Source organism: Pseudomonas sp. SWRI18 (assembly GCF_014268345.1).
Taxonomy (GTDB): Bacteria; Pseudomonadota; Gammaproteobacteria; order Pseudomonadales; family Pseudomonadaceae; genus Aquipseudomonas; species Aquipseudomonas cedrina.
Map to the genome: position 1 here is coordinate 258,677 of NZ_JACCQQ010000004.1, position 19,621 is coordinate 278,297.

Sequence of the window (19,621 nt, forward strand, 5' to 3'; positions counted from 1 at the left end):
ACGGCATGGGCATCAAAGGTTTCGCCTGCAGCATTGCGCTGACAGGCCTCATCAGCAGCTTTGCGGCGCACGCCGGTAAAGCCAACGACACCCTGGTTTACGCTTCCGACAGTGAACCTGAAAACATCAGCCCCTATCACAACGACTTGCGCGAAGGGGTGATTCTCGGCCGGCTGATCTGGGACAACCTGATTTACCGCGACCCCAAAAGCGGCGAATACAAACCCATGTTGGCCTCCGCCTGGAAGCAGATCGACGACACCACCCTCGACTTCGAGCTACGCAAGGGCGTGAAATTTCACAACGGCGACGCGTTTACCGCCGACGACGTGGTGTTCACCCTCAATTACGTGGTGTCGCCCGAAGCTAAAGTCGTCACCGTGCAAAACGTGGACTGGATCAAGAGCGCCGAAAAAACCGGCGACTACAGCGTTCGCCTGCATTTGAAGAAGCCTTTCCCTCCGGCACTGGAATACCTCTCCAACGCCGTTCCGATGTTTCCCAAGCAGTACTTCGAGAAGGTCGGCCTGGCCGAGTTCAGTCGCAAGCCGATAGGCACCGGGCCTTACAAAGCGGTGTCGGTGGTGGCGGGCGAAGGCGTGACCATGGCGATCAACAAGGACTATTTTGCGGACAGTCCACAAGGCAAGCCCCATATCGCCCACCTCAAATTCCGGGTGATTCCGGATGCCGAAACCCGCCTGGCCGAGTTGATGACCGATGGGGTCGACTGGACGTGGCGCGTAACCTCGGATCAGGCCGTCGACCTTAAAGGGATGCCGAACCTGACCGTAACCAGCGGCGAAACCATGCGCATCGGTTTCCTGATCCTTGATGCCCGGGGCACCTCGAGTGAAAACTCGCCAATGAAGCAGCTCAAGGTGCGCCAAGCCATCAACCATGCGATCAACCGCGCTGCACTGGCCACGCAATTGGTGGGCGGCGAAGCCAAACCCTTGCAGGTGGCCTGTTATCCAGCCCAGTTCGGCTGCGATACCAGCGCGGCCACGGTGTACGACTACGATCCGGCGAAGGCCAAGGCGCTGCTCGCCGAAGCCGGTTACCCCAATGGCTTCGAGACCGAAATCTTCGCTTATCGCGACCGTGACTACGTTGAAGCCATCATCGGCAACCTGCGTGCCGTCGGCATCAACGCCAAGCTGCGCTACTTGAAGTACGCGGCCCTGCGCGATCAGCAACGTGGCGGCAAGGTGCCTATGTCGTTTCAGGCCTGGGGTTCGTTTTCGATCCTCGACACGTCGGCGTCGGCCGGCACCTGGTTCAAGGGCAACCCGGACGACAACATCAAGGACCCGCAGGTCCAGGGTTGGCTGCAGACGGCTGACAACGCGCTCGACCCGCAGGTGCGCAAGGACAACTACCGCAAGGCCTTGCAGCGCATCAGCGAACAGGCGTACTGGGCGCCGTTGTTCAACTATTCGATGAACTACGCCTACACCGCCGATCTGAATTTCACGCCTTACCCGGATGAACTGCCGCGCTTCGTCGAGGCCACGTGGAAGTAATACGCGACCGGGCAGATTGATCGAAGGGTGTCGTGGCGCGTGGACACGTCCGCGCCGGGACACCTCCTCAACGTCATCCACTGGATATGAGGCAACTCGTCATGCTTGGATTCCTCCTGCGCCGCCTGGGCATCGCCATTTGCGTTGCCATCACCGTATCGGTGATCAGCTTCTCCCTGTTGCATCTGTCCGGCGACTTGGCCACCGCCATCGGCGGGCCGGAAGCCAGCAGCGAACAGATTGAACAGATCCGCGTGCAATACGGCTTGGACAAACCGCTGCCGACCCAGTACTTCAACTGGCTGGGCGATTTGGTAAGGCTGGACCTGGGCAACTCTTTTTTCTTTCAGGAATCGGTCTACAACCTCGTCGCCAGCCGCTTGCCGATTACGCTCGGGCTGGGTGCCATGGCGCTGGGCATCGCCCTGCTGGTGGCGATTCCACTGGGCGTGCTGGCCGCGGTCAAGCGCGACACCTGGGTTGATCGACTGGCCCTGAGCATTGCGGTACTGGGCCAGGCCATGCCGAGCTTCTGGTTTGCGCTGATGCTGATCGTGGTATTCGCGGTGACGCTCAAATGGCTGCCGGTGTCCGGCAATTCGACCCTGCTGCACTTCGTCATGCCGGCCATTGCCCTGGGCTACTACGCGACGCCGGCCATCATGCGCCTGACGCGCGCGGGCATGCTCGATGTGCTCGGCTCCGATTACATCCGCACCGCCCGCGCCAAGGGCCTGCGCCCTGCCCGCGTGCTGTTCAAGCATGCACTGCGCAACGCGTTGATTCCGGTCGTCGCGCTGGCGGCGGTGGAGTTTGGCTTCATGCTCGGCGGTTCGGTGGTGATCGAAACCGTGTTCTCGTTGCAAGGCATCGGGCAACTCGCCTGGGACGCCATCGCCCGTGATGACTTCCCGGTGGTACAGGCGGTGGTCCTGCTCATTGCAGTGATCTACATCGTCCTCACTCTGCTGGCCGATGTACTCAACGCACTGCTCGACCCGCGCATTCGTGTGCGCTAGGAGGCTGACATGAGCACCCCCACTACCCTCGCGATCAACGACTATCTGCCACCCCCGAGCAGCCTGGGCCGAATGCTGGGCAAGAGCTTGCGTCACCGTGGCTTTGCCATCGGCATGGCGTTGCTACTGCTTATCTTCGTGGGCGCACTCTTTGCGCCATGGCTGGCGCCTTATGACCCGTATGCGCAAGACGTGATGCTGCGGATGAAACCGCCGGTATGGATGGCCCATGGCACCTGGGAGTACATCCTGGGCACCGACAAGCTGGGCCGCGACTACCTGTCACGCCTGCTCTACGGCGCGCGGATTTCATTGTTCATCGGCATTGCGGCAGCGCTTATTTCCGGCTTTATCGGCACCGTCATGGGGTTGTTGGCGGGCTACTACGGCGGCAAGGTCGATGCGTTTATCAGCTACCTGATCACCACGCGGCTGGCGATGCCGGTGGTGATGGTTGCGCTGGCCTCGGCCTCGCTGATGGGCGGCTCGCTGAAAGTGGTCATCGTGCTGCTCGGTTGCCTGTTGTGGGATCGCTTCGCCGTGGTGGTCAGGGCGTCGGTGCAACAGATTCGCGACGCGGAATATGTGGCGTCGGCCCAGGCGCTTGGCTGCTCGACCCTGCGCATTCTGGTCAGCGAAATTTTGCCCAATCTGGTCGGCGCGCTGATCGTCGTCGCAACGCTGGAAATGGCCCACGCGATCCTGCTGGAGTCGGCGCTGTCATTTCTCGGGGTTGGCGTGCAGCCGCCGACGCCGTCCTGGGGCTTGATGATCGCGGAAGGCAAACCCTACATGTTCTTTTCCCCCTGGGTTATCGCCATTCCCGGCGTCGCCCTGATGATTCTAGTGCTGGGCATCAACCTGGTCGGCGATGGCCTGCGCGACCTGATCCTGCCCGACGGGCGCAACTGATAGACGCCGTAACAAATAGAGGGCACCGAACATGGCACTACTCCATGTAGAAAACCTGCGCGTGGATATCCCCATGGGCAACAGCCCGACGCCGGATGACATGCTGCATGCCGTGCGTGGGCTGAACTTTGAAGTCGAGCGCGGTGAAATGCTGTGCATCGTCGGGGAGTCCGGCTGCGGTAAATCCCTGACCTCGCTGGCGCTGATGGACCTGTTGCCGCGCAAGGCCACGCGCACCGCGTCGCGGCTGATGCTGGACGGTATCGACATGATCGGCCAGAGCGAACGGCATATGTGCGACTTGCGCGGCAACCGTCTGGCGATGATCTTCCAGGAACCGATGACGTCGCTCAACCCGGCCTACAGCATTGGCGATCAGCTCAGCGAAGTGCTGACCCGGCATCGCAAGGTGTCACGCAAGGAAGCCCTGGTGCGCGCCGGGCAGATGCTGGAGAAAGTCGGCATCAGCAATGCCACCGAGCGCTTGCGCCAGTACCCGCATCAACTGTCCGGCGGCTTGCGCCAGCGGGTGATCATTGCCATGGCGTTGATGTGCGAACCGGACCTGATCATCGCGGATGAACCCACCACCGCCCTGGACGTGACCATTCAAGCGCAGATCCTGCGCTTGATTCGCGACATTCAGAAAGAGTTCGGCCTGGCGGTGATCTTCATTACTCACGACCTTGGGCTGGTGGCACGGATCGCCGATCGGGTCGCCGTGATGTACGCCGGGGAAATCGTCGAAACCGCACCTGCCCGGCAACTGTTCGAGAACCCGCAGCATCCGTATACCCGTGGCTTGCTGGCCAGTATTCCAATCCCCGGCCAGACCCGGCCGGGTGAGGCGCTGGGTTCGATTCCAGGCCTGGTGCCCAGCCTGGTAGGCGAGCAGCACGGGTGTGCGTTCCGCAATCGTTGCGCCAAGGCGATACCGGCGTGCGGGCAAGACGTCCCCGAAGTCGAACAGGACGGGCACATGGCCCGCTGCCTGTTTGCGGCACCGGCCGCGGCACCGATTCGCCTTCAGGAGCGTGCAAGGTCATGAAGAAAGACATCGCTTTGGAGCTGTGCGACATCCGTCGTGAGTTTCGGATCAACCAGGGCTTTTTCAAACCCGCCGCCACCCTGAAAGCCGTGGATGGCGTGTCCCTGCGCCTGATGCGTGGCGAGACCCTCGGCCTGGTAGGTGAGTCCGGTTGCGGAAAAAGTACCCTGGCAAAGCTACTGCTCGGTCTGCTGACGCCCACCAGCGGCGATGTGCTGGTCAATGGCAAACATCTGGCGGCAACTGACCGCAAGCAAATGTCGCGGCACATCCAGCCGATATTCCAGGACCCGTATTCCTCGTTGAACCCACGCAAGACCCTGCGCGAGATCATTACCCTGCCGCTGATCGTACATGACATCGGCGCCCCCGCCGAGCGGCGCCGCAAGACCGAAGCGATGCTCGACGTGGTCGGCCTGCCCAAGCGCGTGATCGACAGCTACCCGAGCCAGCTTTCCGGTGGTCAACGCCAGCGCGTCGCGATCGCACGGGCGCTGATCATGCGCCCCGATGTGTTGATCTGCGACGAGCCCACCTCCGCGCTGGATGTGTCGGTGCAGGCGCAGATTCTCAATCTGCTGCAAGACCTCAAGCGTGAATTCGGCCTGACCTACCTGCTGATCAGCCACAACCTCGCGGTCATCGAACATCTCGCCGACCGGGTGGCGGTGATGTACCTGGGACGCATCGTCGAGGAGCGCACGCGCGAAGCGTTGTTTGCCCAGCCCGGCCACCCGTATACCCGTGCGCTGCTGGACTCGGTGCTCACGCCCGATCCACGCCTGGGCATTCCCGATATCGGCCTGCACGGCACCTTTCCCAACCCGATGTCACCGCCGTCCGGTTGCGCGTTCCACCCGCGCTGCCCGAGTTGCTTCGCACCGTGCAAAACAGCCTACCCGGCCAGCGATTCCATTATCGGCGGCAACGTGCGTTGCCACCTTCACGACAGTCCTGCCCAAACACTGGAGCTTGCCCACTCATGAGTCGTTCATTGGCCATCAGCAACACCACCGCGCAATTCGACAACGGCGCATTCTTCAGCCTGCTCGAACGCAGCGTGGCCTTGCACACCGAAAGCCAGGCAGCGGACAGCCAGCCCGAGTTGTATCGCTACCTCAGGGACTTCATCACCCCGCATGTCGAGGCGATGGGCTTTTGCGTCACGATCCATGACAACCCGGTCGCAGAGCGTGGCCCCTTCATGATCGCCACGCGCATCGAACATCCGGAACTGCCGACGCTACTCAGCTATGGCCACGGTGATGTGGTGCGTGGCTATGAAGCCCAATGGCGCGAAGGCCTGTCACCGTGGCAAGTCACAGTAGAAGATGATCGCTGGTACGGGCGTGGCACCGCCGATAACAAAGGCCAGCATCTGATCAACCTGACCGCGCTTGAGCAAACCCTCAAGGCGCGCGGCGGCAAGCTGGGATTTAACGTCAAGCTGCTGCTGGAAATGGGCGAAGAAGAAGGCTCGCCGGGTTTGAATGCGTTCTGTGCCGCGCACCGTGAAGCGCTCGCGGCGGATATTTTCATCGCTTCGGACGGCCCACGCCTGGCGGCCTCGCGCCCGACTCTGTTTCTCGGCTCGCGCGGGGTGTTCAACTTCGAGCTGGCGGTGAATTTGCGCGAAGGCGCCCATCACTCCGGCAACTGGGGCGGGTTGCTGGCCAACCCGGGCATCATCCTGGCCAACGCCATCGCCAGCATGATCGATGCACAGGGCCGGGTGAAGGTGGCCGGCCTGCAGCCCGAGACACTGCCCGAGCCGGTTCGACAGGCACTGGCCGATATTGACGTGGGTGGCGGGCCGGGCGATCCGGAAATCGACGCCAACTGGGGTAACCCGCAGCTCTCGCTGAGCGAAAAAGTGTTCGGCTGGAACACCCTCGATGTCATCGCCTTCAAGACCGGCAACCCGGATGCTCCGGTGCATGCGATCCCCGGTAAAGCCAATGCCCATTGCCATATCCGCTTCGTGGTCAACAGCGACTACACAACCTTTATCCCGGCGGTGCGCGCTCACCTGGATGCGCATGGTTTCAGCAATGTGGAGGTCAAGCCAAGCCGTATCGACGTGATGCATGCCACGCGGCTCGACCCGCAAAGCCCGTGGGTCGATTGGGCCCTGCGCTCCCTGACACAAACCACCGGCAAAAAACCTGCGCTGCTGCCCAACCTCGGCGGCTCGCTGCCCAACGATGTGTTCGCGGATGTGCTCGGCCTGCCTACCTTGTGGGTGCCGCACTCGTACCCGGCCTGCTCGCAACATGCGCCGAACGAGCACTTGCTGGCGCCGGTGGTCAAGGAAAGCCTGCAAATCATGGCCGGTCTGTTCTGGGACCTGGGCGATGACGCGGCGCGCCTGACCCAGGAACATCACTTGCGCGAGCAGGCACAATGAGCGCCACGTCGCAACAGGCGCTGGACTGGCTGGCCGGCCAGCGCCAGGCCATGGAAGCGCTGCTGCAGCGTCTCGTGGACACCGACTCCAACAGCTATGACAAGGTGGGCGTCGACGCGGTCGGCGCGCTGCTTGCGGCGGAGCTGGAAGCCGATGGCATCCTGCTCACGCGCATGCCGGTCGACGACTTTGGCGACGTGATACTCGCCGAAGTCTCCGGCAAGGCCGCCAGGCCGGTACTGTTGCTGGGCCATCGCGACACGGTGTTCCCCAAGGGCACCACCACGACGCGCGGCTACAGCCGCGACGCCCAACGCGCCTATGGCCCCGGTGTCGCCGACATGAAAGGCGGCCTGGTGCTCAATTGCTTCGCGCTCAAGGCCCTTAAACGCGCCGGTGAGCTGCCCTACCCGGTGCAGGTTCTGTACACCGGTGACGAAGAAATCGGTTCCGGCAGCGCCAGGCTACACATCGAAAAAGCCGCGCGTGGCGCACGTGCCGTGCTCAATACCGAACCCGGCCGGGCCAGCGGCAACGTGGTCAGCGCACGCAAGGGCGGCGCCACGCTGGTCATCGAAGTCAGCGGCCGCGCGGCGCATGCCGGGGTCAACCATGCCGACGGCGCCAGTGCCATCGAAGCCCTGGCGCGCAAGGTCATCAAGCTGCATGCCCTGACCGATTACGCGGCAGGCATCACCACCAATGTCGGCCTGATTGCCGGCGGCACCTCCAGCAACACCGTCGCGCCTGGCGCCAGCGCCCGGCTGGATGTGCGCTTCATCGAACTCAAGCACTGGGATCGCCTTTTTACCCAAATCCAGGCCATTGTCGCCGAAGAAGAACTCGCCGGCACCCGCGCCGTGCTCACGCAGGCAACCACCTTTCTCCCCATGGAAGCACGCCACAGCGAACGCCTGCTGCACCTCTACCAGCAAAACGCACGGGCGCTGGGGTTCAGCGTCGAAGGCGAATTCACCGGCGGTTGTGCCGACTCCGGGTTCACCGCCAGCCTGGGCATTCCCACCCTGTGCGGTCTCGGGCCAGTGGGTGGCAAGGTGCATACCGACCGTGAATACCTGGAACTGGACACGCTGGTGCCGCGCGCCCTGGCGTTGGTGGCGACCATTCTGGCCGTCGGCGATAACGCTTGATTGTCCGGTTTCAGGCGTCCCATGGGGCCACCGCATCAACGTCAATCGCGTAGCGTTCAATGGCTTGGGCGCACACATTGGCGTCGAGGTGTCCTTTGTGCACCAGGGCAGTCAGTGCACTCAGGACAATCTGGTGGCGGTCCACTTCGAAAAAGCCGCGCAACTGGCTGCGGGTATCGCTGCGGCCAAATCCGTCGGTGCCGAGCACCGTGTAGCGGGCATCGAGATAACTGGCGATCAACTGCGCCAAGGCGCGAACGTAGTCGGTGCAGGCGATAATCGGCGCAGCCTGGTTGAGTGACGCCTGGACATGGCTGCAGCGCGCAGGTTGCCCTGGATGCAGCCGATTCCAGCGTTCCACTTCACGCGCATCGCGTGCCAATTCGGTGAAGCTGGTCACGCTCCACACCTGGCTGTCGACCCCCCAATCGCTGGCCAGCAACTCGGCGGCGGCAATCACTTCGCGCAGGATCGCGCCGGAACCCAGCAACTGCACACTGCCACGCGCCTGCTCGACTTCATGCCGGGCAAACAGGTACATGCCCTTGATAATCGCCTGTTCGACGCCTTCGGGAAGGCTCGGCTGCGGGTAGTTTTCGTTCATCAAGGTGACGTAGTAAAACTCGTCCACCTGACGCTCCAGCATCTGACGCATGCCGTGGTCCAGGATCACCGCGAATTCACCGGCAAAGGCCGGGTCGTAGGCACGACAATTGGGCACCATGGCCGCCATCAGATGGCTGCTGCCGTCCTGGTGCTGCAGGCCTTCGCCGCCCAGCGTCGTGCGCCCGGCGGTGGCCCCGAGCAGAAAGCCGCGGGCCCGTTGATCCGCCGCCGCCCAGATCAGGTCGCCGATGCGCTGGAAGCCGAACATAGAGTAATAAATGTAAAACGGCAGCATCGGCAAACCATGCACCGAATAGCTGGTCGCCGCCGCGACCCAGGAACTGATCGCCCCGGCCTCGCTGATGCCCTCTTCGAGAATCTGGCCGTCCAGCGCCTCTCGATAGCTCAGGATCGAACCGATGTCTTCCGGCTCATAGCGCTGGCCCACGCTGGAGTAGATGCCGATTTGCTTGAACAGGCTGGCCATGCCGAACGTACGCGCTTCATCCGCCACGATCGGCACGATGCGCGGGCCCAGTTGCTTGTCGCGCAGCAGGCCGCTGAGCATCCGCACGAACGCCATGGTGGTGGACATTTCCTTGCCTTCGGCGTTGATGGCAAACCCGCCATAGCTGCCGATGTCAGGCACCGCCAATGATTGGCCAGCCGAAGACCGCGATGGCATGTATCCGCCCAATGCACGGCGACGCTCATGCAGATAGCGCATTTCAGCACTGTCTTGCGCGGGTTTGAAGAAACTCAACGAAGCGGCCTGTTCATCGGTCAACGGCAGGTTGAACCGGTTGCGGAACGCGATCAGCGCCTCGCGGTCGAGCTTCTTCTGCTGGTGCACGGTCATCCTGCCTTGCCCGGCATCGCCCATGCCGTAGCCCTTCTTGGTCTGCGCCAGGATCACCGTGGGTTTCCTGCCTTCGCGCCGTGCGCTTTCATAGGCCGCGAAGATTTTCACCATGTCGTGACCGCCGCGCTTCAGGCGGTCGATCTGCTCATCGCTCAGGCCGTGCGCCAACTGCGCCAGGGCCTCGTTCTGGCCGAAGAAATGTTCACGGTTGAAGCGCCCGTCTTTTGCCGCGAATGTCTGGAACTGCCCATCGACGGTAGCGGACAAGGCCTTGACCAGCGCCCCCTCCGTATCGCGCGCAAACAAACCGTCCCAGTCGGAACCCCAGACCAGTTTGATGACGTTCCAGCCAGCACCGCCAAACAATGCCTCCAACTCGTCGATGATGCGGCCATTGCCACGCACCGGCCCGTCCAGCCGTTGCAGGTTGCAATTGACCACCCAGACCAGATTGTCCAGGCCTTCCCGGGCGGCCACCGTCAGGGCCGACATGCTTTCCGGCTCATCCATTTCACCGTCGCCAAACACGCCCCACACGGTGCGCCCGGCGGTGTCCTGCAGGCCTCGATGCTGCAGATAGCGCATGAAGCGCGCCTGGTAGATCGAGCTGATCGGGCCAATGCCCATCGAGCCCGTCGGAAACTGCCAGAAGTCCGGCATCAACCAGGGATGCGGGTAACTCGACAAACCTCGGGCCCCCTTGGCACGCGCGCCGATCTCTTGCCGGTAGTGCAGCAGATCCTTTTCTTCCAGGCGTCCCTCAAGAAACGCCCGCGCATAGACCCCAGGCGCCGAGTGCGGCTGATAGAACACCAGATCGCCACCGAAACTGTCGGTTCGCGCCTTGAAAAAATGGTTGAAGCCCACTTCGAACAAATCCGCCGCGCTGGCATAACTGGCGATATGACCGCCCAATTCGCCATAGGCGTGGTTGGCCCTGGCAACCATGGCCAACGCGTTCCAGCGCATGATCGAGGCCAGCCGCTCTTCGGTGGCCAAGTCCCCGGGAAATACCGGCTGGTGCTCGACACTGATGGTATTGATGTAGGGCGTGCCATGGCTGGGCTGCCAACCAATGTCCGAGGCGCTTGCCACATTCACCAGCATGTCGAGGATCTGCTTGGCCTGAGCCGTGCCGCCATGGGCGATCACCGACAGCAAGGCGTCACGCCATTCGGCCATCTCTTGAGCATCTTCGGCGGTCTGGCCCGGCCATTGGGCATAACTATTGGACGAGGTCACAGGCATCTCCTGTCATGTCGGGTAACGCTTCAAGGCGCGAATAGCTCAATCGGGCGAGTTTCTTGACCTGCTCTATCGCTTCAATCACAGAACGCTCGGCCCGGCAGTCTTGGCCTATCCGGTAGATACTCGGGTTGCCGATGGAAAGTGAGTCCAACAGATACGCATCCAGTTCACCGCAAACCACAACGCGGTAATCACACGTCGCGACGGGTACTTCCACGCCCCTGTCAGCCCTCATATCCGAAGCCTCAACCTGTAGCAGCGCGATATTGTCAAAACAGCTGAAGCCATGATGCATGAGGTCAATATGATCACTGTCAATGGCGGCCACGATAACAACGATGCGCGTACAGCTCGATGGTTCACGCATCCACTTCACGGTGTTGGAACGACAGTCGCCGGAACGGCTCATGGGCGTGGCCTTTCTATCTAACTGAAACAACGTTCCTGCAACACGCTTTTCACCAGCGTGCGCGTCACCGATAAAATCTCTTCCACCTGTTTATCAATCGCTGCCTGGGAGCCTGCGTCTCCACGTTGGAAGACACGCAGTGGGTGACCGCAGACGGATCCCAGCCAGGTGAATGCGGGTACCGGGCTGTCTTCCACAGCCAATAAAAAGCAGCCTTTGGACACGCCGCGCAGCAGTTGGCTGGCCCTGCAGGTGCTGACCGGCGCCGGCGCTAGCGGGTCGGCCCCGAACCGCAGCCAGTCGAGCATAAACACCTCGGCTTGCTTGACCACCAGGTAAGCAACCTGGTCCCAGTCGTCGATCGCCCTGTGTAGCGCGTTAATCATGGAGGTGGGCAATGCGGCGCTGGTCACGATGACCACCCCGTTCTCCGCCAGCGGTTCTTTCACCCAGAGCGCAGACTGCGATATCCCATGCATGGTGGTACCCCCCCGACATAACCTGTAGTGAGCGGGCTTGCCCCGCGCTGGGGGGCGAAGCCGCCCTAATCGAAACACCGCGGTGTACCAGGCGAAATTGGGGCGCCTGGTTTTGGGGCGGCTTCGCCCCCAGCGCGGGGCAAGCCCGCTCACTACGTCAGCCGTTGCGGAACAGGAAGCTGTAGGCGTTCAGCGCCGGTGCGCCGCCCAAGTGGGCGTAGAGCACTTTTGAACCTTCGGGGAATTCACCACGACGCACCATTTCAATCATGCCGTGCATTGATTTGCCCTCATACACCGGGTCCGTCAGCACCCCTTCAAGGCTGCCGCACAGTCGGATGGCTTCCAGGGTGCCTTCGTTGGGCAAGCCATATTCCGGGTAGGCGAAACGGGTATCGAGCACCACATCCTCCTCCGTAATCTCGCGCCCCAACTCCACCAGCTCAGCCGTGTGTCGAGCGATGCGCAGAATCTGTGCCTTGGTCTGTTCCGGCTTGGCCGATGCATCGATACCAATCACATGCTTCGAACGGCCGTCAGCCGCGAAACCGACCACCATGCCTGCCTGCGTGCTGCCGGTCACCGAGCAGACCACGATGTAGTCAAATGTGAAGCCCAATTCTTTTTCCTGCTGTCGCACTTCTTCGGCAAAGCCGACGAAACCGAGGCCGCCAAAGGGATGCTCGGAACACCCCGCCGGAATCGGAAACGGTTTGCCGCCCTGCTCCACCACATCGCTCATGGCTTTTTCCCAACTTGGCCGAATGCCAATGTCGAAGCCTGCTGCGTCAAGCCGCACGTCTGCGCCCATGATCCGCGACATCTCGATATTGCCGACGCGGTCATACACGGCGTCGGAATAGTTCACCCAGTTTTCCTGGACCAACACGCATTTCATGCCCAGGTGCGCGGCGACTGCAGCGACCTGACGGGTCTGGTTCGACTGGATGCCGCCAATGGAAACCAGCGTATCGCAGCCTTGCTCGAGCGCTTCGGGAATGAGGTATTCGAGCTTGCGTGTCTTGTTCCCGCCAAAAGCCAGGCCACTGTTGCAGTCTTCACGCTTGGCATACAGCTCGACCTTGCCACCCAGGTGTTCGCTGAGGCGCTTCAAGGGCGTGATGGGAGATGGACCGAAGGTCAACGGGTAACGCTTGAAACGACTCAGGTTCATGACTTTGCTCCTTGATGATTGGATATCCAAGCGCCAGACCGACAACCAAAGGCCGCATGGCGGGCGCTTTGAGGATGGGCTCCGATGGGTTCAATCTTAAGAAAAAATCAGAAAATATGTGTTGCAAGTTTTTATCGTTTGAAGAACCATAATTTATTGATAAACCTATAAAACACACGTTAATTGCGCAGAACTGCACATGAAAGCAATAAACAGTCACAAGAAGACAGGCGATACAGCCCCGACGCCGCAGCCACTGGATCGAACCGACCGCGCCATTCTCAAGACCCTGCAGCGAGATGCTTCCATCTCCAATGTGGCGCTTGCGCAGAAGGTGAAACTGAGCGCCCCGGCCTGTCTCAGGCGTGTTGAGCGGCTCAAGCAGGTCGGCCTGATCAAGGACATTGTCGCGTTGCTGGACAATGAAGCGCTGGATGCGGGAATGGTGGTCTTGATCGGTGTCGTGCTGGACCGCTCCACACCGGAGTCTTTCGCCGCATTCGAGGCGGCCGCACAGAAGGTGTCCGGCTGCATGGAATGCCATGTGGTGACGGGAGAGTTTGACTATTTCATGTTGCTACGCACCAAGGACAGCAACAGTTTCAACCGGCTGCACGCGGAACAATTGCTTTACCTGCCTGGGGTTCGCCAGATCCGGTCGTTCATGGGGTTACGCCAGGTCTTGTCGACCACCCATATCCCTTTTTAAGGTTCAGACCGGCCCGGACAGGCGGCTAGACATCGTGCAGCGAGAGCTTATGGCTGCACACGCCACTGGCCTCAGTGGAAATCCCGACTGCGCACGTTTATCCCTTCCAACAACGGCGTCAGGTCGGTGAGTCGCCCGGCAATCAGGTGCCGCACCTCGCCCACGGCCTCCCAACGCCCGTCCACTTTCAACAGGCGCGAACCCACCAGGGCCTGGCGTTGACGTTCGGCCAGGTCGCGCCAGACCACCACATTGAGGTTGCCGAATTCATCTTCCAGGGTCACGAAGGTCACGCCGCTGGCGGTGCCTGGGCGCTGCCGACCGGTGACCAGCCCGGCGACGCTGACATTGCGCCCGTGCTCGACCCCCATCAGCTCCTGCGAACTGCGGCAGCGCCGTTTGCGCAATTCAGCCCGCAGCAACGCCAACGGATGGGGGCCAAGGGTAGTGCCGACCGTGGCGTAGTCGGCGTGCAGGTCCTCGCCCACCGTCGGTGCCGGTAATTCCACCACCGCTTCTTCCGGGCTGGGCAGGCCGGCAAACAGCCCGAGTTGTTTGTGCACGCCCGCCACTTCCCAGCGTGCCGTGTGCCGGTTGCCGGCCAAGGCGCGCAAGGCGCCGGCGTCCGCCAGCAACGCCTGGGCGCGTGCCTCCAGCCCGGCGCGCTCGTCCAGGTCGGCAATGCCGCTGAACGCGCGACGCTGGCGTGCGGCTTCGATGCGCCGCGCATCCTCTTCGCGAAACCCCGAGATCATGCGCAGGCCCATGCGAATCGCCGGCTGCGCGCCGTCGATGGGCTCCAGGCTGCAATCCCAGTCGCTGGCCTGCACGTCCACCGGGCGGATCTGCAAGCGATGACGCCGCGCGTCCTGCAGGATCTGGTCCGGGCTGTAGAAACCCATGGGCCAGCTGTTGATCAGCGCACAGGCAAACGCCGCCGGTTCATGGCACTTGAGCCAGCAACTGGCATAGGTGAGCAAGGCGAAACTGGCGGCGTGGGATTCGGGGAAGCCATAGCTGCCAAAGCCCTTGATCTGCTCGAAAATCTGCGCGGCGAAGGCTTCGGTGTAGCCGTTTTTCAGCATGCCGGTGCGCAGGCGTTGCCGGTGCGGTTCCAGGCCACCGTGGCGTTTCCAGGCGGCCATGGAGCGGCGCAACTGGTCGGCCTCGCCGGGGCTGTAGTCGGCGGCGACCATGGCGATCTGCATCACTTGTTCCTGGAACAGCGGGATGCCCAGGGTCCGCTCCAGCACGACCTTGAGTTCCGGTGAAGGGTAAGTGGTTGGCTCTTCCTTGTTACGCCGGCGCAGGTACGGGTGCACCATGCCACCCTGGATCGGCCCCGGCCGCACGATGGCCACTTCAATCACCAGGTCATAAAATTTCTGCGGCTTGAGCCGGGGCAACATCGCCATCTGTGCCCGCGACTCGATCTGGAACACGCCGATGGTGTCGGCCTTGCTGATCATTGCGTAGGTGGCCGGGTCGTCCTTGGGGATGCCGGCCAGGGACAGGTCCCGATTGCGATGGCGGCGCAGCAGGTCGAAGCAGCGGCGGATCGCGCTGAGCATGCCCAGGGCCAGGATATCCACCTTGAGCAGGCCGACGGCATCGAGGTCGTCCTTGTCCCACTGGATGATGGTGCGGTCGGCCATGGCGGCGTTTTCCACCGGCACCAGGGTGTCCAGCGGGTATTCGGAAATCACGAAGCCGCCGGGGTGCTGGGACAGGTGCCGGGGGAAGCCGATCAGTTGCTGGGTGAGGGTGAGCACGCGGCGCAGGATCGGGCTCTGCGGGTCGAAACCGGCTTCACGCAGGCGCTCCAGAGGCGGCGCGTCATCACTCCAGCGCCCGCAACACTCGGCCAGCGCGTTGATCTGGTCCGGCGGCAAGCCCAGGGCCTTGGCCACATCGCGCACCGCGCCGGTCGCGTGGTAAGTGCTGACCACCGCCGTCAATGCCGCGCGGGTGCGGCCATAGCGCTGGAACACGTACTGCAGCACCTCTTCGCGGCGTTCATGTTCGAAATCCACGTCGATGTCCGGCGGCTCATTGCGCTCTTTGGACAGGAAACGCTCGAACAGCACGTTCGAAAGGCTCGGGTCGATCTCGGTGATGCCCAAGGCAAAACACACCGCCGAGTTGGCCGCCGAGCCACGGCCCTGGCAGAGGATCGAACGGCTGCGGGCGAACTGCACGATGTCATGCACCGTGAGGAAATAGCTTTCGTAGCCCAGCTCGCTGATCAGTTGCAGTTCTTTGTTGATCTGCTGCAAGGTCTTGGCATCCACACCTTGCGGCCAGCGCCGGGCCATGCCTTCTTCGGTCACGGCGCGCAACCAGGTCCTGGCGTCGTAGCCGGCGGGGACCAGTTCGCGCGGGTAGTGGTAACGCAATTGGCTGAGGTCGAACGTGCAACGCCGCGCGATGACCTCGGTTTGCTCAAGCAGCGACGCGGGATACAGCGCCTGTAACGCCTCCAGGCTGCGCAGATGCCGCTCGCCATTGGGGTGCAGGCGCGTGCCGGCGTCGGCCACCGGCACGTGATGACGGATGGCGGTCATGGTGTCTTGCAGGGCACGGCGGCCGCGCGCATGCATGTGCACATCGCCACAGGCCACCGCCGGGATGCGCAGGCTGGCGGCCAGGCCCAGGCGTTGCTCCAGCAGGCGCGCATCGTCCTGGCCGCAATGCAGGTGCACTGCCAGCCACAAGCGCTCGGCGAAGGTGCGGCGCAGCCATTGGATCGAGGCCTGGGTGTCGCTGTCTTCGGCAACCCATAGCGCCAGCAAGCCAGGCAGCGGTTGCTCGAAGTCCTCGCGCAGCAGGCGATAGCGGCCTTTTTCGGCACGTCGCCGGGCCAGGGTGATCAAGCGACACAGGTGTTGGTAGCCGCTGAGGTCTTCGACCAGCAACACCAGCTTCGGGCCGTTCTCGATGCGCACCTCGCTGCCGATAATCAGCGGCAACTGCACCGCCTTCGCTGCCTGCCAGGCCCGCACGATGCCCGACAGGGTGCATTCGTCGGTGATCGCCAGGGCGCTGTAGCCTTGACGCTTGGCGCGTTCGAACAACTCCAGCGCACTCGACGCGCCGCGCTGGAAGCTGAAGTTGGACAGGCAATGCAGTTCGGCGTAGCTCATGCAAACCAACCTTGCAGCCACAACCCATCGCGTTGGCCAACGTTGCGGAACGCCCAGCCTTGCTGGCCGGCGCGGGTCTGGATCAGGTAGTAGTCGCGGCGGATATCGGCACCGTCCCACCAACCGGATTCGATGCGTTCCGGGCCCATGAGTATCTGCACACCGTGGTCGGCCAGGAGCACGGGTTCGCTCAGCAGCCAGCCGGGACGTTGGACGGGGCTCAAGGCCGGGCACGGGTGTTTATCCGCCGCCGCTTGCCAGGCGCATTCGGGACGGTGGTCGGCATGGAAGCGCAGGCCCTGCACCGCCTCATCGCCCAGGCGGGCGCGCAGGCGTTCGCGCAATTGCTCCCACGGCAGGGTCTGGTGCGGGCGGTCGTCGAACAGGTCCTGGCGCTGCGGCACGAACACCGGCAAGTCCTGCGCCACCAGGCGAAAGCCGCGCACCGGTGAAGTGACTTGCACCTGCTCCAGGCGGCCTCGGGCCAGTTCAAACAACATCGCCGGTTCGCGCTCGGCGCTGAGCAGGCCGACCTTGATCACAGTGTCCGGGGCCTGGGCGTGTTCCAGGTGCAGGTCGAAGCGCTGCACGCCACTGTCGCGGCCACACAGAAACGCGGACAAATCACCGGTCAGACGCCTTAGAGGAAACAGCAACGCCTGGTGGGACTGCACGTCGAAATTAAGCTCGATGCGCACATCGAAGCGGTCCGGCGGTTGATAGAACGCCAGGGCCAGTGGTCGCTGCCCGACCAGGGCATCGAGGTGCTTGAGCAGGCCGGCATCGAAACGCCGCGCCAAGGTATGCCGAGGCAGCGCCTGCACCTGGGCCAGGCTGCGCAGGCCCATGCGTGCCAAGGCAGTGGCGGTCTGCGGGTCGAGACCGGCGCGGTCGATGGGCAACGGCGCCAGGGCCTGCAGCAAGCCGTCATCCTGCACCGCCAGGCCATCGTAGAAATTGGCCAGCACCCGCGCCGCGGCCGGGTTGGGCGCGGCGACGATGCGGTGGTGAAAACCCAGTTCGGTCAAGTCCTTGCGCAAGCATGCTTCGAACCGTGGCCAGGGACCGAACAGGCCAAGGCTCGATTCGATCTCGAACAACAAGGCGCGCGGATAGTACAGGCTGACCTGGGAGCTGAACTGGTAGGCCCATGCGGCCAGAAACTGTTGGCTGCGTTCAATCTCGGCGGGATCGTATTCGGCGCAGGCAAAGGTCTTGGCCAGGGCATGCGCCGCCGTCAGCGACTGGCCGGGGCGCAGGCCCAGGGCGCGAGCGGCGTCATTGACGGTCTGCAGCACCCGCCGCTGCGGCGTGCCGGCCAGCAGGGCCAGCGGCTGGTCCGGTTCGGGGTGCACACGCTGCACCCCGTCCAGCGCCAATTGCGGGAAGATAATACACACCCAGCGCATGGCAAGCTCAGTGCCCCGCCAGCGCAATCGGCGCCGGATGGGCCAACCCGCCCCGACACTTGAGCACGCGCACCTGGGCAGGCCTGGCCTCCACGGCCAGGCGCAAGGCGGCGGGCGATGCATTGACCGCCTCACTCAAGGCGCGCCAAGCAAACGCCAGGGTCTGTCCGGTTTCCGCCGCCACTTGCAGGCGCCGCAGCGCACGGTCATCGGCCTTGCGCGGCCAACACAACACCGCGCCACAACTGCCGGAACGCAGGCACTGCTCCGCTGCCCACAAGGCGTCGCGCTCCTGCGCCTGGACCACTGAAAGCAGGCGCAAATCCACCCCGGCGTTCTGCCAGGCGTGGGGATACGGTGTATAGGGCGGCGCCACCAGCACAATGCGCTCCCCCGCCTTTGACAAGCGCGCCAGGGTCGGCAGCACCAGTTGCAGTTCGCCCACGCCCTCCTTGGCCATCAGGATTTCACTCAAGGCCGCCTCCGGCCAGCCGCCCGTGGGCAACACCGCGTCCAGCGCCGCCAGCCCGGTGGGGTGCACGCTGGCCGGCGGTGCGGCGGGCCGGCCTTTCCAGACACGCCCGCCATTGAACAGCGTGTCGAGGGCAACCACGGCGCCCATCAGCCTTGCCTCACCAGGCCGCAGAACACCCCTTCGATGGCCAGGTCCTGATCGGGCCCGACGACGATGGGTTGATACGCGGGGTTGCGCGGCAACAGGCGCACGCTGTCGCCGTTGCGTTCGAAACGCTTGATGGTCACTTCGCCATCCAGGCGCGCCACCACGATCTGCCCGTTCAAGGCCTCGGCATTGCGGCGTACGCCAACCAGGTCACCGTCGAGAATGCCGTCTTCGATCATGGAGTCGCCCTGCACCCGCAACAGATAGTCCGGGGTTTTCGCGAAGGTCGACGGGTCCAGCTGCAGGCGGCTGTGCACTTCGGCATCGGCGTCGATGGGCAAGCCGGCAGCGACGCGCCCGAGCACCGGCACATCCAGCCATTCCGGGCGCACCGGTTGGTTGAGCAGGCGAATGCCTCTGGCCTGGTGAGGGTTGACCTCGATAAACCCGGCTTCGGTCAGCGCGAGCACATGCTTGCGCGCCACGCTGCGCGAGGCAAAGCCGAACGCCTCGGCGATCTCGGCGAGGCTGGGGGGCTGACCTTGCTGCGCGATGCGATCGCGGATGAAGGTCAGGATGGCGGTACGGCGGGGCGTTAGAGTCGTCATGGAGCACATTTGTACTCCTGTGGGAAATTTCTGACAATAGCCGCCAGTCGCTTGAGGGAGGACGAGCGATGTCGAAGCGTCCCACGTTACGGCCGGATTAGCTCTACTGCCCTGCTCCGGAGACCTCTGCAAAGTCCCTCGCCTGAATACACAGTGCGAGGGATTGCAGATGATGTTTTTTGTATGGGCCCCGGTGGGTGGGGCTGCCTCTTGATTCCGGTTATCGGCAAGTTCGTCCTATCCCCCATGGACGCCAAGAAGCCGGACGTCGGCAGTGTTTTCCGTGACT

At 63.0% G+C, this 19,621-nt stretch carries 16 protein-coding genes; 8 read left to right on the top strand and 8 right to left on the bottom strand.

Annotated features, from left to right (window positions below; translation table 11 throughout):
• Positions 1 to 5: 5 nt before the first annotated feature.
• The 7 genes from H0Z09_RS07580 (at position 6) to H0Z09_RS07610 (ending at position 8,063) form a co-directional block, all read left to right on the top strand.
• Positions 6 to 1,526 (top strand): ABC transporter substrate-binding protein, encoded by a 1,521-nt coding sequence (locus H0Z09_RS07580; RefSeq protein WP_186689233.1) that lies wholly within the window; start codon positions 6 to 8, stop codon positions 1,524 to 1,526.
• Between the two features lie 101 nt (positions 1,527 to 1,627).
• Positions 1,628 to 2,545 (top strand): ABC transporter permease, encoded by a 918-nt coding sequence (locus H0Z09_RS07585; protein ID WP_186689236.1) that lies wholly within the window; start codon positions 1,628 to 1,630, stop codon positions 2,543 to 2,545.
• A 9-nt stretch (positions 2,546 to 2,554) separates the two neighbouring features.
• Positions 2,555 to 3,457, top strand: a complete 903-nt coding sequence (locus tag H0Z09_RS07590) for an ABC transporter permease (protein WP_186689240.1) — start codon at positions 2,555 to 2,557, stop codon at positions 3,455 to 3,457.
• A gap of 31 nt (positions 3,458 to 3,488) precedes the next feature.
• Positions 3,489 to 4,505 (top strand): ABC transporter ATP-binding protein, encoded by a 1,017-nt coding sequence (locus tag H0Z09_RS07595; RefSeq protein ID WP_186689243.1) that lies wholly within the window; start codon positions 3,489 to 3,491, stop codon positions 4,503 to 4,505.
• Entirely contained in the window at positions 4,502 to 5,491 is a 990-nt protein-coding gene (locus H0Z09_RS07600) for an oligopeptide/dipeptide ABC transporter ATP-binding protein (protein WP_186689246.1), read from the top strand. The genes H0Z09_RS07595 and H0Z09_RS07600 overlap by 4 nt, the downstream gene beginning before the upstream one ends.
• Entirely contained in the window at positions 5,488 to 6,912 is a 1,425-nt protein-coding gene (locus H0Z09_RS07605; protein WP_186689248.1) for a M20 family metallopeptidase, read from the top strand. The genes H0Z09_RS07600 and H0Z09_RS07605 overlap by 4 nt, the downstream gene beginning before the upstream one ends.
• Positions 6,909 to 8,063, top strand: a complete 1,155-nt coding sequence (locus H0Z09_RS07610) for a M20 family metallopeptidase (protein ID WP_186689251.1) — start codon at positions 6,909 to 6,911, stop codon at positions 8,061 to 8,063. Before H0Z09_RS07605 ends, H0Z09_RS07610 begins: the two co-directional genes overlap by 4 nt.
• Positions 8,064 to 8,073: 10 nt before the next feature.
• Here H0Z09_RS07610 and mdeB read toward each other — a convergent pair whose 3' ends face one another.
• The 4 genes from mdeB to H0Z09_RS07630 form a co-directional block, all read right to left on the bottom strand.
• Positions 8,074 to 10,779 (bottom strand): alpha-ketoglutarate dehydrogenase, encoded by a 2,706-nt coding sequence (gene mdeB, locus H0Z09_RS07615; RefSeq protein WP_186689254.1) that lies wholly within the window; start codon positions 10,777 to 10,779, stop codon positions 8,074 to 8,076.
• The gene (locus H0Z09_RS07620; RefSeq protein ID WP_186689257.1) at positions 10,757 to 11,188 is read right to left on the bottom strand and encodes a hypothetical protein; all 432 of its coding nucleotides are present in this window, start codon (positions 11,186 to 11,188) and stop codon (positions 10,757 to 10,759) included. The genes mdeB and H0Z09_RS07620 overlap by 23 nt, the downstream gene beginning before the upstream one ends.
• 17 nt (positions 11,189 to 11,205) lie before the next feature.
• Positions 11,206 to 11,667: a transketolase gene (locus tag H0Z09_RS07625; protein WP_186689260.1), complete on the bottom strand. Its 462-nt coding sequence runs from the start codon at positions 11,665 to 11,667 to the stop codon at positions 11,206 to 11,208.
• Positions 11,668 to 11,824: 157 nt separating this feature from the next.
• Complete coding sequence (locus tag H0Z09_RS07630; RefSeq protein WP_186689263.1) at positions 11,825 to 12,841, bottom strand: 1-aminocyclopropane-1-carboxylate deaminase; 1,017 nt, start codon at positions 12,839 to 12,841, stop codon at positions 11,825 to 11,827.
• Between the two features lie 199 nt (positions 12,842 to 13,040).
• Here H0Z09_RS07630 and H0Z09_RS07635 point away from each other — a divergent pair, with 199 nt between their 5' ends.
• Entirely contained in the window at positions 13,041 to 13,550 is a 510-nt protein-coding gene (locus tag H0Z09_RS07635; protein ID WP_186689266.1) for an Lrp/AsnC family transcriptional regulator, read from the top strand.
• Positions 13,551 to 13,621: 71 nt separating this feature from the next.
• Here the strand turns inward: H0Z09_RS07635 and H0Z09_RS07640 are convergent, their stop codons facing one another.
• From H0Z09_RS07640 to lexA, 4 genes are read right to left on the bottom strand one after another with little or no spacing between them, the layout of a single operon-like run.
• The gene (locus H0Z09_RS07640) at positions 13,622 to 16,714 is read right to left on the bottom strand and encodes an error-prone DNA polymerase (RefSeq protein ID WP_346656785.1); all 3,093 of its coding nucleotides are present in this window, start codon (positions 16,712 to 16,714) and stop codon (positions 13,622 to 13,624) included.
• The gene (locus H0Z09_RS07645) at positions 16,690 to 18,102 is read right to left on the bottom strand and encodes a DNA polymerase Y family protein (RefSeq protein ID WP_186689272.1); all 1,413 of its coding nucleotides are present in this window, start codon (positions 18,100 to 18,102) and stop codon (positions 16,690 to 16,692) included. The genes H0Z09_RS07640 and H0Z09_RS07645 overlap by 25 nt, the downstream gene beginning before the upstream one ends.
• A 7-nt stretch (positions 18,103 to 18,109) precedes the next feature.
• A complete protein-coding gene (gene imuA, locus H0Z09_RS07650) occupies positions 18,110 to 18,724 on the bottom strand; it encodes a translesion DNA synthesis-associated protein ImuA (protein ID WP_186689274.1) in 615 nt (204 codons plus the stop codon).
• On the bottom strand, positions 18,724 to 19,341 hold the full coding sequence (gene lexA, locus H0Z09_RS07655; RefSeq protein WP_186689276.1) for a transcriptional repressor LexA: 618 nt from the start codon (positions 19,339 to 19,341) through the stop codon (positions 18,724 to 18,726). Before lexA ends, imuA begins: the two co-directional genes overlap by 1 nt.
• Positions 19,342 to 19,621: the final 280 nt, after the last annotated feature.

Excerpts from the sequence above, each read along its gene's own strand:
- H0Z09_RS07645 (WP_186689272.1), bottom strand. The coding sequence starts at position 18,102 with ATGCGCTGGGTGTGTATTATCTTCCCGCAATTGGCGCTGGACGGGGTG.
- H0Z09_RS07585 (WP_186689236.1), top strand. The coding sequence starts at position 1,628 with ATGCTTGGATTCCTCCTGCGCCGCCTGGGCATCGCCATTTGCGTTGCC.
- H0Z09_RS07595 (WP_186689243.1), top strand. The coding sequence starts at position 3,489 with ATGGCACTACTCCATGTAGAAAACCTGCGCGTGGATATCCCCATGGGC.
- H0Z09_RS07605 (WP_186689248.1), top strand. The coding sequence starts at position 5,488 with ATGAGTCGTTCATTGGCCATCAGCAACACCACCGCGCAATTCGACAAC.
- lexA (WP_186689276.1), bottom strand. The coding sequence starts at position 19,341 with ATGTGCTCCATGACGACTCTAACGCCCCGCCGTACCGCCATCCTGACC.
- H0Z09_RS07610 (WP_186689251.1), top strand. The coding sequence starts at position 6,909 with ATGAGCGCCACGTCGCAACAGGCGCTGGACTGGCTGGCCGGCCAGCGC.
- H0Z09_RS07620 (WP_186689257.1), bottom strand. The coding sequence starts at position 11,188 with ATGAGCCGTTCCGGCGACTGTCGTTCCAACACCGTGAAGTGGATGCGT.
- H0Z09_RS07600 (WP_186689246.1), top strand. The coding sequence starts at position 4,502 with ATGAAGAAAGACATCGCTTTGGAGCTGTGCGACATCCGTCGTGAGTTT.
- H0Z09_RS07590 (WP_186689240.1), top strand. The coding sequence starts at position 2,555 with ATGAGCACCCCCACTACCCTCGCGATCAACGACTATCTGCCACCCCCG.
- mdeB (WP_186689254.1), bottom strand. The coding sequence starts at position 10,779 with ATGCCTGTGACCTCGTCCAATAGTTATGCCCAATGGCCGGGCCAGACC.
- imuA (WP_186689274.1), bottom strand. The coding sequence starts at position 18,724 with ATGGGCGCCGTGGTTGCCCTCGACACGCTGTTCAATGGCGGGCGTGTC.
- H0Z09_RS07580 (WP_186689233.1), top strand. The coding sequence starts at position 6 with ATGGGCATCAAAGGTTTCGCCTGCAGCATTGCGCTGACAGGCCTCATC.
- H0Z09_RS07630 (WP_186689263.1), bottom strand. The coding sequence starts at position 12,841 with ATGAACCTGAGTCGTTTCAAGCGTTACCCGTTGACCTTCGGTCCATCT.
- H0Z09_RS07635 (WP_186689266.1), top strand. The coding sequence starts at position 13,041 with ATGAAAGCAATAAACAGTCACAAGAAGACAGGCGATACAGCCCCGACG.
- H0Z09_RS07625 (WP_186689260.1), bottom strand. The coding sequence starts at position 11,667 with ATGCATGGGATATCGCAGTCTGCGCTCTGGGTGAAAGAACCGCTGGCG.